At 64.9% G+C, this 12,447-nt stretch carries 14 protein-coding genes, 1 other RNA gene and 1 pseudogene; 9 read left to right on the top strand and 7 right to left on the bottom strand.

All coding sequences use genetic code 11. The annotated features are described in order from the left end of the window. The first annotated feature begins 57 nt into the window (after window positions 1–57). Window positions 58–528: an SRPBCC family protein gene (locus ACZI8Q_RS01995; RefSeq protein WP_463371828.1), complete on the top strand. Its 471-nt coding sequence runs from the start codon at window positions 58–60 to the stop codon at window positions 526–528. 133 nt (window positions 529–661) lie between these two features. On the opposite strand, the gene ACZI8Q_RS01990 is transcribed toward ACZI8Q_RS01995, so the two are convergent. Further along, the gene (locus ACZI8Q_RS01990) at window positions 662–865 is read right to left on the bottom strand and encodes a hypothetical protein (RefSeq protein ID WP_463371827.1); all 204 of its coding nucleotides are present in this window, start codon (window positions 863–865) and stop codon (window positions 662–664) included. A gap of 261 nt (window positions 866–1,126) precedes the next feature. Next, window positions 1,127–1,207, bottom strand: a pseudogene (locus ACZI8Q_RS01985) (hypothetical protein); the annotation flags it as partial. A gap of 178 nt (window positions 1,208–1,385) precedes the next feature. Here ACZI8Q_RS01985 and ACZI8Q_RS01980 point away from each other — a divergent pair. Beyond that, on the top strand, window positions 1,386–2,411 hold the full coding sequence (locus tag ACZI8Q_RS01980) for a cobalamin biosynthesis protein (RefSeq protein WP_463371826.1): 1,026 nt from the start codon (window positions 1,386–1,388) through the stop codon (window positions 2,409–2,411). Here the strand turns inward: ACZI8Q_RS01980 and ACZI8Q_RS01975 are convergent. From ACZI8Q_RS01975 to ACZI8Q_RS01965, 3 genes are read right to left on the bottom strand one after another with little or no spacing between them, the layout of a single operon-like run. Continuing rightward, entirely contained in the window at window positions 2,310–3,233 is a 924-nt protein-coding gene (locus tag ACZI8Q_RS01975) for an SURF1 family cytochrome oxidase biogenesis protein (RefSeq protein WP_463371825.1), read from the bottom strand. The two genes, ACZI8Q_RS01980 and ACZI8Q_RS01975, sit on opposite strands and share 102 nt — an antisense overlap. 44 nt (window positions 3,234–3,277) lie before the next feature. After that, window positions 3,278–3,775 carry a low molecular weight protein-tyrosine-phosphatase gene (locus ACZI8Q_RS01970; protein WP_463371824.1) on the bottom strand — a complete coding sequence of 166 codons (498 nt, stop codon included), beginning with the start codon at window positions 3,773–3,775 and terminating at the stop codon, window positions 3,278–3,280. Then, entirely contained in the window at window positions 3,765–4,454 is a 690-nt protein-coding gene (locus ACZI8Q_RS01965; protein WP_463371823.1) for an HAD hydrolase-like protein, read from the bottom strand. The genes ACZI8Q_RS01970 and ACZI8Q_RS01965 overlap by 11 nt, the downstream gene beginning before the upstream one ends. Between ACZI8Q_RS01965 and cobC the strand changes: the two genes are divergently transcribed. The 4 genes from cobC to ACZI8Q_RS01945 all read left to right on the top strand — a co-directional run bounded on the left by cobC (window position 4,444) and on the right by ACZI8Q_RS01945 (window position 8,630). Then, window positions 4,444–5,556 carry an Rv2231c family pyridoxal phosphate-dependent protein CobC gene (gene cobC / locus ACZI8Q_RS01960; RefSeq protein WP_463371929.1) on the top strand — a complete coding sequence of 371 codons (1,113 nt, stop codon included), beginning with the start codon at window positions 4,444–4,446 and terminating at the stop codon, window positions 5,554–5,556. The two genes, ACZI8Q_RS01965 and cobC, sit on opposite strands and share 11 nt — an antisense overlap. Further along, window positions 5,553–6,716, top strand: coding sequence for a Nif3-like dinuclear metal center hexameric protein (locus ACZI8Q_RS01955; RefSeq protein WP_463371822.1), 1,164 nt, complete (start codon window positions 5,553–5,555; stop codon window positions 6,714–6,716). The genes cobC and ACZI8Q_RS01955 overlap by 4 nt, the downstream gene beginning before the upstream one ends. A 79-nt stretch (window positions 6,717–6,795) precedes the next feature. Further along, window positions 6,796–7,533, top strand: a complete 738-nt coding sequence (locus ACZI8Q_RS01950; protein ID WP_463371821.1) for a zinc ribbon domain-containing protein — start codon at window positions 6,796–6,798, stop codon at window positions 7,531–7,533. Then, window positions 7,533–8,630, top strand: a complete 1,098-nt coding sequence (locus tag ACZI8Q_RS01945) for a bifunctional RNase H/acid phosphatase (RefSeq protein ID WP_463371928.1) — start codon at window positions 7,533–7,535, stop codon at window positions 8,628–8,630. Before ACZI8Q_RS01950 ends, ACZI8Q_RS01945 begins: the two co-directional genes overlap by 1 nt. Window positions 8,631–8,632: 2 nt before the next feature. Here the strand turns inward: ACZI8Q_RS01945 and ACZI8Q_RS01940 are convergent, their stop codons facing one another. Both ACZI8Q_RS01940 and ACZI8Q_RS01935 read right to left on the bottom strand, forming a co-directional pair. Next, entirely contained in the window at window positions 8,633–9,160 is a 528-nt protein-coding gene (locus tag ACZI8Q_RS01940; RefSeq protein WP_463371820.1) for a DUF1697 domain-containing protein, read from the bottom strand. After that, the gene (locus ACZI8Q_RS01935; protein WP_463371819.1) at window positions 9,157–9,972 is read right to left on the bottom strand and encodes an alpha/beta hydrolase; all 816 of its coding nucleotides are present in this window, start codon (window positions 9,970–9,972) and stop codon (window positions 9,157–9,159) included. The genes ACZI8Q_RS01940 and ACZI8Q_RS01935 overlap by 4 nt, the downstream gene beginning before the upstream one ends. A 70-nt stretch (window positions 9,973–10,042) precedes the next feature. Between ACZI8Q_RS01935 and rnpB the strand changes: the two genes are divergently transcribed. From rnpB to ACZI8Q_RS01920, 3 genes are all read left to right on the top strand, one after another. Beyond that, window positions 10,043–10,465: RNase P RNA component class A (gene rnpB, locus ACZI8Q_RS01930), an RNA gene on the top strand. 238 nt (window positions 10,466–10,703) lie between these two features. After that, on the top strand, window positions 10,704–10,889 hold the full coding sequence (locus ACZI8Q_RS01925; RefSeq protein WP_463371818.1) for a hypothetical protein: 186 nt from the start codon (window positions 10,704–10,706) through the stop codon (window positions 10,887–10,889). Between the two features lie 79 nt (window positions 10,890–10,968). Further along, complete coding sequence (locus tag ACZI8Q_RS01920; RefSeq protein WP_463371817.1) at window positions 10,969–12,372, top strand: RNB domain-containing ribonuclease; 1,404 nt, start codon at window positions 10,969–10,971, stop codon at window positions 12,370–12,372. The last annotated feature ends 75 nt before the right edge of the window (window positions 12,373–12,447 follow it).

The raw sequence follows: 12,447 nt of genomic DNA, 5'->3' as shown, positions 1-12,447 counted from the left end.
GAAGATCCGGCATCGCGGAACCGCTGTATGGCCCGTCTGCTCGAAAGGTGTGAATCAGTGGAACAACGCATCACCGTCGCCCGGTCCATTGCCGCATCTCCGGCTGCGGTGTGGGCGGTCCTCACCGATCTTGATTCCACACCGGACACGTTGCGCGGTGTCACTGCAGTCGAACGCCTCGATGGCGACGGTGGCCGCGAGTACGGGATCGGAACCCAGTGGCGTGAGACGCGGGTGATGTTCGGCAAATCGGCGAGCGAAGAGATGCTGGTGACCGATTGCGTACCCGGGCAGCGCACCGTCGTCACCTCAGAATCCGGGCGTGCGCGTTATCGAACGGTGTTCGAGCTGACACCCACCTCGACCGGAACGAATCTGACGATGGAGTTCTCGGGCGACTCCGGGCCGCTCGGAGCCGTGCAGGAAGCGCTGATGACGCTCGCCGGACCGCTCGCGAAACGCGCCACCGTGAAGGCCCTACGACAGGATCTCGACGACATCGCCGCTGCCGCCGAACGCCTGAGCTAGCCGTAAACCTGGCGTGATAGCAGACTCTTTCCCCGTTCAGAGTGAATGATACGCGCCTTTTCGCACTCGAACTCTCAGTTGGGAGTATCACCGGGTTCGAAATAGCGAATGGGGTTCTGTGTCGACGGTCCGATCAGTTCGAACCGGTACATCCCCCGAACGTCGTCTTCGGCGATCTTGCCGAGAATTCGTAGCGGTCTTCGAGCGGGTTCGACGCGGAATCCGCGTAATGAGTGGATCCTCCGGGAAGCCACTGCGCGATCCGGTAAACCTCCCGTACGACGCCACCGTTGACGGCGAGTGCGAATTCGCAACTCTGGGCGCGATTCAGGTCCACTCGCCAGGTACCTCGGGTCGCGTCGTAGAGTGCTGCGGTCGCATCATCGGAGGAGGCGTCAAAGCGAGGTCCGAGTCGTTCCCGCGCTAGTGCCAAGCTGTTCGTAACAGTGATCGCAATGCGGCGATTCTCGAACCTTTCGAGCTTTCGCGCCGACAATTTCGCGTGAACCGCGTCGACGGACATCCGACCGAACTGCTTCGCATCGCGCCCGACGACCCTGTTGGTCAGATTCTCGAATCCAATGAGGTCGATCGCCGCAGCTTCCACCTTGTACGCAGTGTTCTCGTCGAGTCCGAAGGCCAGAATTTCGATCCGCGGCTCGTATCCAGCATCACGGATTTCCGCGATCCGTTGAGTCTTCTCGTGCTCCCTGGTCTCGGAGAGATGCGCAAAGCCCGATTGCCTCGGCCCTTGCCGACGTAGAGCACTTGATCAGTGCGCGGATCCGTATACAGGTAGACACAGTCGCGTGTGGGGTCCGGTGAACGGTTCGTGTCGGTCGAGGCGGTAGAACTACGTGGTGTTTCGAAATGGTGATGCCACGGCTCGAGCGACCGGACTGCTTGTCGGTTTGGTGGCAGATCGGGTCTTCGGCGATCCGCGAAGGTTTCACCCCGTAGCCGGGTTCGGGATCGGTGCGGCAAGGCTCGAAACCCGCACCTACCGAGACTCGCGCATGTCCGGTGTCCTGCACGTCGCACTCCTGGTCGGCGGTTCGGCGGTGGTCGGCGCTGCGGCAGAAGGCACAGCCAAACGAATGGGCTGGGGCGGGCAGGTCGCCGTCACAGCGGTGGTGACGTGGTGTGTGCTCGGCGGAACATCGCTGGCGCGCACCGGTGAGACCATGGCCGAACTGCTGGGGCGTGACGACATCGCAGGCGCACGAGAAGTGCTGCCTTCACTGTGCGGGCGCGACCCGAGCCATCTTGGCCAGGACGCGCTGGCGCGGGCGGCGCTCGAATCGGTGGCCGAGAACACCTCTGATGCGGCGATCGGCGCCCTGTTCTGGGGCGCTGTCGCCGGTGTTCCCGGCCTGATCGGTTACCGGGCATCCAACACGTTGGACGCCATGATCGGCTACCGGTCGGACCGCTACCTGCGATTCGGGTGGGCGGCGGCCCGGTGGGACGATCTGGTCAACCTGGTGCCTGCACGGGCCACGGGAGCCCTGACGGTGTTGGCGGCGCCCATAGTGCACGGCAGGCCGGCAAAGGCATGGCAGGCGTGGCGGAAAGACGCCGCCAAACACCCCAGCCCGAACGCAGGGGTTGCCGAAGCAACCGCTGCAGGGGCACTCGGAGTCGGTCTCGGCGGTCGAACCGAGTACTCGTACGGGGTGGAGCACCGGCCGATGCTCGGCGGTGGCCCCGCACCGACCGTGCGGGATCTGCGCCGTGGGGCACAACTGTCCCGCGCTGTGCAGATCGGGGGCGGTCTCGGCTCAGCGGCGCTTGCCGTAGCGATCAGCGAGTTTCGCCTGCGTCGCAGTGAGCGTCGCCGCATGAGTGTTGTCACGGTTCGCCGTGGACTCCGACGCGGTTGACGTTTTGCCCACCACCGGTTCCTCGTCGTCACCCGGTCCTTGTGGACCCACGGGCTTGTTGTCGTCGCCAGAGCCCGCTTTGGTTTTCTCCCTGCGACGCTCCAACCATTCCGCGCGGACGAAGTATGCGAGACCCAGCGGTGCCATGACTCCGAACGCCAACCATTGCAAGCCGTACGACAGGTAGGGGCCGGCATCGAGTTGGGGGAGTGGGACGGTGCCCAGACCGCCGGGCTGATCCGGCTCGAGCTGAACATATGCGTCCATCAACTCTGCGCCCGTGAATGCCTCGATCTGGGACACGTTGATGGAGTACACCTGCTTGCGCCCGTCCTCGGCGAACGGCTCTTTGCCTGCGAAGGTCCCCTCGGACATTCTGATACGTCCCTCGAGGGTGTGTTCGCCTGCGGGTGCGGGCTCGATCGGCGGAGCCTGGGTGCCCTGCACCGGACGCACGTAACCGCGGTTGACGATGATCGTGCGGCCGTCGCTCAGCTGGAAGGGTGTGAGTACCTCGTAGGCAGGTGCGGAGTCGATCGAACGTAGCCGGACGAGAAGGTCGCTGTCCGCGACGTACGAACCGACGGCGGTGATCCGGTGCCATTCGGATTCCTGCACCGGGCGACCGTCATCGAACAGAGTGGCCAACGCAACAGGATCTGCTTCGACGGAATCGGCGATCTGCTGATTGCGTTCCTCGGTCGAGGCGTTCTTCCCGAGCTGCCACGGCGCGAGCACCGTGAAGCACAAATATGCGAAACCGGCCACAATCAGGGCCAGCACCACCCAGCCCGGACGCAACAGAAACTTCAGCCTTCGCACATGTCCACGGTAGCGTCTGGCTGGTCGAGGATGTATTCGTGGGTTCAGTCGCGCAGCTCGAGGCGGTCGCGTACCCAGTCGAGCATGCCAGGGACCGCCGCCACGACTTCGTCGTGCACACGTTCGAAATCGGCGAGATCGCCGTAGTAGGGATCCGAGACGGACTCGTCTGCGGCCACAGGATCGAAGGACCTCAGGAGCCGTCGACGCTCCGTCGGCACACCCAGCGCGGCCAACTGGCGGTCGTGACCGACTGCAAGCGGGACGACGAGATCGGCACCGAGATGAAAGGGGCCCACCTTCGCTGCGGTGTGACCGGTCGGATATCCGTGTCGCTTCAGCACGCGATCCGTTCGGTGGTCCGCCTCGCTGCCGACATGAAAGCCGTGGGTTCCAGCGCTACTCACGTCCACCACGTCGTCCAGGTCGGCGAGACGAAGATGTTCCGCGAAGATCTTCTCGGCCATCGGTGACCGGCAGATGTTCCCGGTGCACACGAACGTGACATGCAGCCGGGTGGCGGCTCCGGTGCTATCGGACATGCTCGGCGATGATCCTTTCCACTTCGGCGGTGGAGGCGGCTGTCCACCGGGCGCCCACGGACTCCGCGGACGATCCGTACCCCCACTCGACGAAGACGGTGGGAATTCCCCAACACGCCGCGCCGACGACGTCGTGATCGCGGTCTCCGACCAGGATCACGTCACGCGTTGCACCCTCGGTCGGTGTGGCTCCGAGCGCGGACAACGCATGGGCGATGACATCGGACTTGGTTCGCCGGCTGCCGTCGTCGCTGGCGCCGCCGATGAACTCGAAATGACCGTCCAGACCGAAGTGCGTGAGAATTCGGACGGCGATCCGTTCGTTCTTCGACGTGGTGATCGCGAGACGGCAGGAGAAGCGACCGACTCGGTCCAGAAGGTCGCCGATGCCGTCGAACACAGAGTTTTCGGACCAGCCCGCGTCCTCGTAGTACTCCAAGTAGGCGGCGATGGCCCGGTCGATGGTGGATTCGTCGAGTCCCATCGACCGAAAGGTGTCGACCATGGGCGGCCCCACCACGCCGTCCAGCATGTCGGGCGTGGGTTCGGGAAGGCCTACAGCAGCGAGCGCACGCCGGAAGCCCTCGTGAATTCCCGGTGCGGAGTCCGTGAGGGTTCCGTCGAGGTCGAAGAGGACGATCGGCGATCGGGGGGATGCGTGATGGGAACTGTCTGACACAGTCGCATTCTCCTACACGAGGTGGAGTCGTGCCGATGCGGTCGGCGTCGTCGTAGGCTCGACAGTTGTGACGATCGAAACGGCCGACTTGGACGCCCTGCGTCATCACGGTGATGCCGAGACGGCGCCTGGACTCCTCGACTTCGCGGTCAACGTTCAAGGCGACGCACCGCCCGAATGGTTGCGTCGCCGACTGGCCGACTCCTTGAACACTTTGGGGTCCTATCCGTCGGAAACCGCGCATCAGCGGGCACGTGAGGCGGTTGCGGCCCGGCACGGCAGAACCTCGGACGAGGTGTTGTTGCTGGCAGGCGGGGCCGAAGGATTCGCGATGCTGCCCAAACTCGAGCCGACTCTGGCGGCCCTGATTCACCCTTCCTTCACCGAGCCCGAATGGATGCTTCGGCAGGCGCGGGTTCCGGTTACCCGAGTAACTCTGGGACCGCCGTACGAGTTACCGGGTGCGGAGGTACCCGAGGCGGCGGATCTGGTGGTGGTCGGCAATCCGACCAACCCGACCTCCGTCCTGCACCCGGCCTCGGAAATCCTCGCGCTTCGGCGAGCAGGGCGGATCGTCGTGGTGGACGAGGCGTTTTCGGATGCGGTTCCGGGTGAACCGGAATCCGTGGCAGGTATGTCCTTGCCCGATGTGGTGGTGCTCCGCAGCCTCACCAAGACCTGGGCACTCGCGGGTCTGCGCTGCGGGTACGCGCTGGGTAGCCCCGACGTGCTGCACCGTCTGCAACTGGGGCGAGCGCACTGGCCGTTGGGCAGTCTGCAACTCGAGGCCATCGAAGCCTGTTGTGAACCGGCTGCCGTGACCTCGGCGCAAAAACGAGCCCACCGTCTCGGGGATCAGCGCCGAGAGATGGCCGCCCGGTTGACTGCCACCGGCGTGACCGTGCATGGCCCCGCCGCGGCGCCCTTTCTGCTGGTTCGGGTTCCGGACGGCAATGCAGTGCGCCACCGACTCCGGTCGAAGGGGATTGTGGTGCGGCGCGGCGACACCTTTCCGGGTCTCGGGAGCGATCACCTCCGGGTGGCAGTACGCGGATACACCGAAACCGACGTTCTCATCAGTGCTTTGGAGGAGATCCTGTGACCGATGTTCGTGTGGCAGACTCCGGTGCACCCGACGTCCGAATATGTGACGTCATTGCCGAACTCGAGCGGGCGTACCCACCGTCGCTGGCGCAACAGTGGGACTCGGTGGGCTTGGTGTGCGGTGACCCCGACGAACCGGTGACCACGGTGATCCTGGCCGTGGATCCGACCGAGGAAGTTGTGGACGACGCGATCGAATCGGGGGCACAACTGCTGATCACGCACCATCCGCTGCTACTACGCGGGGTCGACACGGTCGGTGCACACACACCGAAGGGCCGGTTGATCCACAAACTGATCCGGGCGGGTTGTGCTCTGTTCACCGCGCACACCAACGCCGACGCGGCCGACCCCGGAGTGTCCGATGCTTTGGCGGCGGCGTTGGGTCTGACGGTCACCGGCCCCATCGAGCCGCAGCCGGCGGAACCGCTCGACAAGTGGGCGGTGATGGTGCCCATCGGCGACACCGAAGCAGTCCGATCCGCGCTGTTCGAGGCCGGGGCAGGACGAATCGGGAACTACCAGAACTGCAGTTGGACAGTTGCCGGGTTCGGTCAGTTCCTGCCGGTGGGGGAAGCGAACCCCACTGTTGGCGCGGTGGGTGAGCTCGAACAGTTACCCGAGAACCGGGTGGAGGTGATCGCACCTCGACGGCTGCGGACGGCGGTGTTGACCGCATTGCGGGCGGCGCACCCGTACGAGGAAGTGGCCTTCGACGTGTTCGAGATGGCCGATGTTCCGAGTGCGCAGGGAATCGGCAGGGTCGGGAACCTGGCCGCGCCTCTGACCCTGCGTGAGTTCACCGCCCGGGTCGCCGAGGCCTTGCCGAAGACCACCTGGGGAGTGCGTACGGCAGGCGACCCCGAAGCGCAGGTGCGATCGGTGGCCGTGTGCGGAGGGGCGGGCGACTCGTTCCTCGACACCGTGAATCAGCTGGGCGTCGACGCGTATGTGACCTCGGACCTGCGTCACCACCCGGCGGATGAACACCTGCGGGCCGGGGGGCCGGCATTGATCGACGTGGCACATTGGGCCACCGAGTTTCCGTGGTGCGGCCAAGCCAAAGTGGTCTTGGACGATGCATTCGGTGACACGGCCCGCGTATACGTACGCGTCTCGGACGTTCGGACCGACCCGTGGACGCACAGCGCACGGTGACCGTCGTTCACCGGGGTACGGTTGCAGATGCTGATTTCCAGCAGCAACCGTCAACAGCAGACAGCAGGAGTTACCACGCGTGAACGTCGAACCACAGGTGCAGTCCAAGCTTCTCGAACTCGCCGGCGTCGATGCGGAGCTGTCGCGAATCGGGCACAAGCGCAAGACCTTGCCCGAGCAGCAGGAGGTCGACCGCCTCGATGCCGAGCGGGTGACCCGCAAGGACGCCGCCGTGGGTGTGGAGATCGTCTTGGACGACCTCGACCGGGACATCCGCAAACTCGAAGGTGAAGTGGACGCGGTCCGCAAGCGTGAAGAGCGGGACCGAAAGCTTCTCGAGGGTGGCACCGTGGGCGCCAAGCAACTGACGGAACTCGAGCACGAACTCGGCAGCCTGGTTCGCCGACAAGGGTTGCTCGAGGACGAGCTTCTCGAGGTGATGGAGCGCAGGGAGGCGTCGCAGGCCGACCACGATCATGCCGGCGCACAGTTGACGCAGATCGAAGACGAGCTGATCGACGCACGTCGGCGGCGTGACGATGCGATGGCCGACCTGGATTCGACATTCGAATCCCGCACGGCAGACCGATCACGTCTGGCGGAGGGACTCCCCGACGAACTGACAGCGCTGTACGAGAAGCAGCGTGCGTCGCACGGGATCGGGGCGGCGCTGCTGCAGGCGCGGCGTTGCGGTGCCTGCCGGATCGAACTCGACCGGGGTGAAATCTCCCGAATCGCCGGTACTGCCCCCGACGCCGTGGTGCGGTGCTCCGAGTGCGGCGCAGTCTTGGTGCGCACCAAGGAGTCCGGTCTGTGATTGGCCCGGTGATCGTCGAGGCCGACGGTGGTTCGCGAGGAAACCCTGGGCCTGCCGGTTACGGCGCCGTCGTTCTCGACGCGGATGCTCGATCCGTGCTGGCAGAACGCAAGGAAAGCCTCGGCGTCGTCACCAACAATGTTGCGGAATACCGGGGTTTGATCGCCGGCCTGACCGCCGCCGCGGAACTCGGCGCGTCCGACGTGGCAGTGCGGATGGACTCGAAGCTTGTGATCGAGCAGATGTGTGGACGCTGGAAAGTCAAGCACCGCGACATGATCCCGCTGCAGCGCCGGGCTGCCGATATCGCAGGGCAGTTCGACCGAATCGAGTACAGCTGGATTCCGCGAGCCGAGAACTCGCATGCCGACCGATTGGCGAACGAGGCCATGGACGGTGAGGACGACAGTTCCGTCAAGACCGCCCGGGACTCACCGGCGTCACCGGCCTGGATGGGTGACGTCGGTACTCCGACGCGCCTGGTGTTGTTGCGACATGGCCAGACACCACTGTCGGTCGAGCGCCGCTATTCGGGCCGCGGCAACCCGCCCCTGACCGAACTGGGGGGAGAACAGGCACGGGGTGCTGCCTCACGGTTGGTCGCGCATGGTGGAATCGACGCGATCGTGTCCTCGCCCTTGGACCGGGCACAGCAGACGGCCGGGGCCGTGGCCGACGCTCTGGAGCTACCGGTGAACGTCCACGACGGCCTGACGGAAACGGATTTCGGGGCGTGGGAGGGCTTGACCTTCCGGGAAGCCGCAGAGCAGTACCCGGATCTGCACCGGACATGGCTGTCGGACACCTCTGTGCACCCGCCCGGCGGCGAGAGCTTCGATCAGGTTCGGAAACGGATCGTGGCGACTCGGGACGAACTCGTGACCACCTACGCGGGGAAGACGGTCTTGGTGGTCACCCACGTGACTCCGATCAAGACCCTGCTGCAACTTGCGTTGGATGCCGGACCGTCGTTGCTGTACCGGCTGCACCTGGACCTCGCGTCCCTGAGTGTGGCGGAATTCTATCGGGACGGGGGTGCGTCCGTGCGACTGGTGAACGACACGTCACACCTGAACGACACCTCACATCTGCGCTGACATCACGTCACGAGCTTGCGGAGGGTTCGTAGGTTTCGGGTGGTGGTGACGGCTTTGAATTTTGCTCGACCGGTGTGCTTGCCGAACGGGCTCTTCAGGGTTTGTCCGCGTTCGACCTCCCAGAACACGACGGAGTCGCCGCCCTCGATCCGTTCCAGATCGCCGTCGAGATCACGTCGACAAGTCAACAGTTCGTCGAGGGCACTCGTGCCCTCGACGAAGACCACGTACGAGTGCCACCCGTCGCGATCGGGCTCGAACGGATAGGCCGCCACCACGTCGGCGATGGAGTGCACATCCAGGACGAATACCCACGCGTCGTAACCGAAACGATCCGACAGAGCCTTTTCGATGTCGGCCTTCAGTGCGCGGGCATCGGCGTTGTCCGAGTCGAAGAGCACATTGCCCGAGGCGAGGACCGTTCGCACGTCGGTGAAACCCAGTTCGCCGAACACGCTGCGCAGATCCGTCATCTTGATGTTGATGCCTCCGACGTTGATTCCGCGGAGTAGTGCGCAGTACCTGGTCATGCCCCGACGATAGACCGTGGCACCGACACAGTGATCCGAGCGCGAACGATCGACAGCACGGCGCCGCCTGGCCCGCCGCCGCTGCTCCAGCGGGGAAGTTCGTCGGGAACATGTGTTGGATCCTTCGTGGACGCACGAGCGAGCGCAGGATCGACTGTGGTGCCCAGGGCGGACGCCACGAAACGTCGCACCAGTTCGTCCCAGTCGCCGTGACGCTCCAACAGAGCGTGGCCGTCCCCACGAACCCGGAATTCCGCCGCCGCGTGGGTGGCCCGGCGAAGGCGTCGCACGTAGGTCGATGTCGCGCGTGGGTCGGTGACTCGATCTCGGGTTCCGTGTGCCGTCACGATGAACGTGTCCGAATTCCAGTCCGTCGACGGGTTGGGTATCGGTTCCGCGTCCGGCAACCACGGTGCAAGTGCGAGCACACCCGCTACCCGCGGGTCGTCGGCGCACTGCACGACGGTCCTGGCCCCCATCGAATGCCCCACCAGGACGACTCGGCGTACGTCGGCCGGTAGATCACGCAGAACTGCGCGCAGATCCTCGAGCGGGTGCGAGTGCTGCCCGTTCCACCCTCGGAACCTGTAGCGCAGTAGGCTCACTGCCGCCGAGGGAGCGGCGGTATGGGCGGCGCGGACGAACGGCCACATTCGGAGCAACGCAGGCAGGCGCGCGTGCGTATGGGCGTAGGAGTTCTCTTGTCCACCGTGCGCGATGATGACGAGGTCGGAATCGTCGCGCCGGCCGTGGACGAAGTCGAGCCTCGGCGTCGAGGCGTGCGCTCGGGACTCAGTTCCGGTTTTCGTCACGCTCCCAGCTTACGAAGCATCACCTGTATGTGTGCCCGGGACGGTGCGGCGAGTACTCTGTTCGGGCGGACGAGTTGGCTGGGCGGTCGCGGCTCGGGGAACCGGTACTACGTTTCGGCGTGAGGGTCAGGCCCCGGATCGAGGAAAGTCCGGACTCCACAGAGCAGGGCGGTTGTTAACGGCAACCCGAGGTGACTCGCGGGACAGTGCCACAGAAAACAGACCGCCTGCCCCTTGGGGCAGGTCAGGGTGAAACGGTGCGGTAAGAGCGCACCAGCACCCCGGGTGACCGGGGTGGCTAGGTAAACCCCGCCCGGAGCAAGGTTGAAGGCCACACTCGCGAGAGTGGGGCTGCGCAGGTGTTCGAGGGCTGCTCGCCCGAGCCTGCGGGTGAACCGCTCGAGGTACCCGGCGACGGTGTGCCCAGATGGATGATCGCCGCCCGGTGCTTCGGCGCCGGGCACAGGATCCGGCTTACACGCCGACTCGTCCGCCCACGACGAAGCCCCCGCCGAAGAGAATCGGCGGGGGCTTTCGTGTGGTCACCCGTCAGACCGGGTTGACCATCAAAACCTGGGCCCAGTACGTGGCGGCGTCGGCGCCGAGGTAGGGAAGTAGCTGATCGAAGATGATCGTGGACATGCTTGCTCCATTCTCTGTGCGGGCAAGTCCCGAGAATATCAGTCGCGATGTGAAGCACAACACGGGCAACATGATGCAACACTGAAATCATGGGCGATGAAGAAGATCTCTGGTACTACAACGTCGACGACGGAACGGTGTCGCAGGGCAAGGCCACGGGCTATCTGTCGCGGATGGGACCGTACCCTGATCGGGCCTCCGCGGAGAAGGCGCTCCAGATTGCGGCCGAGCGCAACAAGGAAGCCGACCGCGAAGAGGACGACTGGAAGAACTGATGCGATTCGGCAAGGTTGGGATCGTACGAGCGCAGGTCCGCGAAGCTCGCGGACCGGATTGGAGTGAAGAAACGTGCCGTTGAGCCGGATTGTTGCGCGGGGGATCGATTTCGCATCGATTCGCACCGAGTTCGACTTGAACGACGAGTTCACCGCCGAGGCGATGAAGGAAGCTGATTCGGCAACCGACCGGCACGCGGACGAACGCGAGGACCGAACCGACCTCGCATTGGTCACCATCGATCCGCCCGGATCGAAGGACCTCGACCAGGCTCTGCACATCGCGCGCACGGCCAGCGGCTACGTGCTGCACTATGCGATCGCCGACGTCGCCGCGGTCGTGCAACCCGGTGGCGCCCTCGACGGCGAGACGCGCAAGCGGGGGCAGACCCTCTATCTGCCGGACGGATCGATCCCACTGCATCCTCGTGAACTCTGCGAGGGGTCTGCGAGCTTGTTGCCCGATCGGACACGGCCGGCTGTGCTGTGGCACATCGAGTTGGACGTGAATGCGCAGCCCGTGTCGTGGTCGGTCACCCGAGCGCTCGTCCGGTCGGTCGCGAGGTTCGATTACGCCGCGGTGCAGTCCGATGCGGATTCGGGACGTCTGCATCCCTCGTTGACCGCGTTGCCCGAGTTCGGGAAACGGCGGATGGCGGCGGCAATAACCAGGGGCGCCATCGAACTGAAATTGCCGGAGCAGGAGGTCGTCGAGGACGCGAATGCGAGGTGGCGAGTTGCCGCAGCTGTCCGGACCGAGGCAGACGATTGGAATGCGGAAGTGTCGCTGCTGACCGGCATGTGTGCTGCGCGCATGATGATCGACGCGAAGGTCGGGCTGCTGCGGACCCTGCCGCGGGCGGCACCGGGCGCGCTGGCCGACCTGCGTAAAACGGCTCTTGCTCTCGGGATCGCCTGGCCCGATGGAGTCGGTGCAGGTGAGATTCTGGCCGGCCTGGATCCCAACGACACGACTACACTTGCACTCATGTCGGAGGCACCGAAAGTGCTACGCGGTGCAGACTACGCGGCTTTCGACGGAACGCTTCCCGAGCTCGTCGAGCATTCGGCGATCGCCGCGCCGTACGCTCACGTGACGGCTCCGCTGCGTCGTTTGTCGGACCGATTCACCACCGAAGTGTGCCTGGCCATCTCGGCAGACCGTGAGATTCCGGCGTGGGCGCGGGAAGCGCTGCCCGAGATGCCGGGTGTGATGTCGGGTTCGGATTCGTTGTCCAACAAGATCGATCGAGCGTGCATCGACCTGACGGAGGCCACCATGCTCGAAAGCCGGGTGGGTGAGGTTTTCGAGGCTACCGTTCTTCGGTCGCACGAGAACAAGCGCACTGCCGAGGTTTTCGTGTCCTCGGTGATGGCGATCGCCTCCTGCGTCGGTGATCCCAGGGAAGGTGAGTACGCCAAGGTGCGGCTCACGACCGTCGATGTGGACGAACGCAAGGTGGAGTTCACATTTCCTGCCTGAACGCGACCGCTCCTACAGCAGTGTGGCCCCGTCCGGTCGGACGGGGCCACACTGCTCGAGCGTTTCAGGTCACGA

The sequence above is a fragment of the Rhodococcus quanlei genome (assembly GCF_055231015.1).
The sequence above is the reverse complement of the archived record's forward strand: the minus strand, read 5'-3'. Positions and strand labels throughout refer to the sequence as shown.

Coding starts and splice junctions, on each gene's coding strand:
- ACZI8Q_RS01970 (WP_463371824.1), bottom strand. CDS start 3,775: ATGTCCGATAGCACCGGAGCCGCCACCCGGCTGCATGTCACGTTCGTG.
- ACZI8Q_RS01940 (WP_463371820.1), bottom strand. CDS start 9,160: ATGACCAGGTACTGCGCACTACTCCGCGGAATCAACGTCGGAGGCATC.
- ACZI8Q_RS01925 (WP_463371818.1), top strand. CDS start 10,704: ATGGGCGATGAAGAAGATCTCTGGTACTACAACGTCGACGACGGAACG.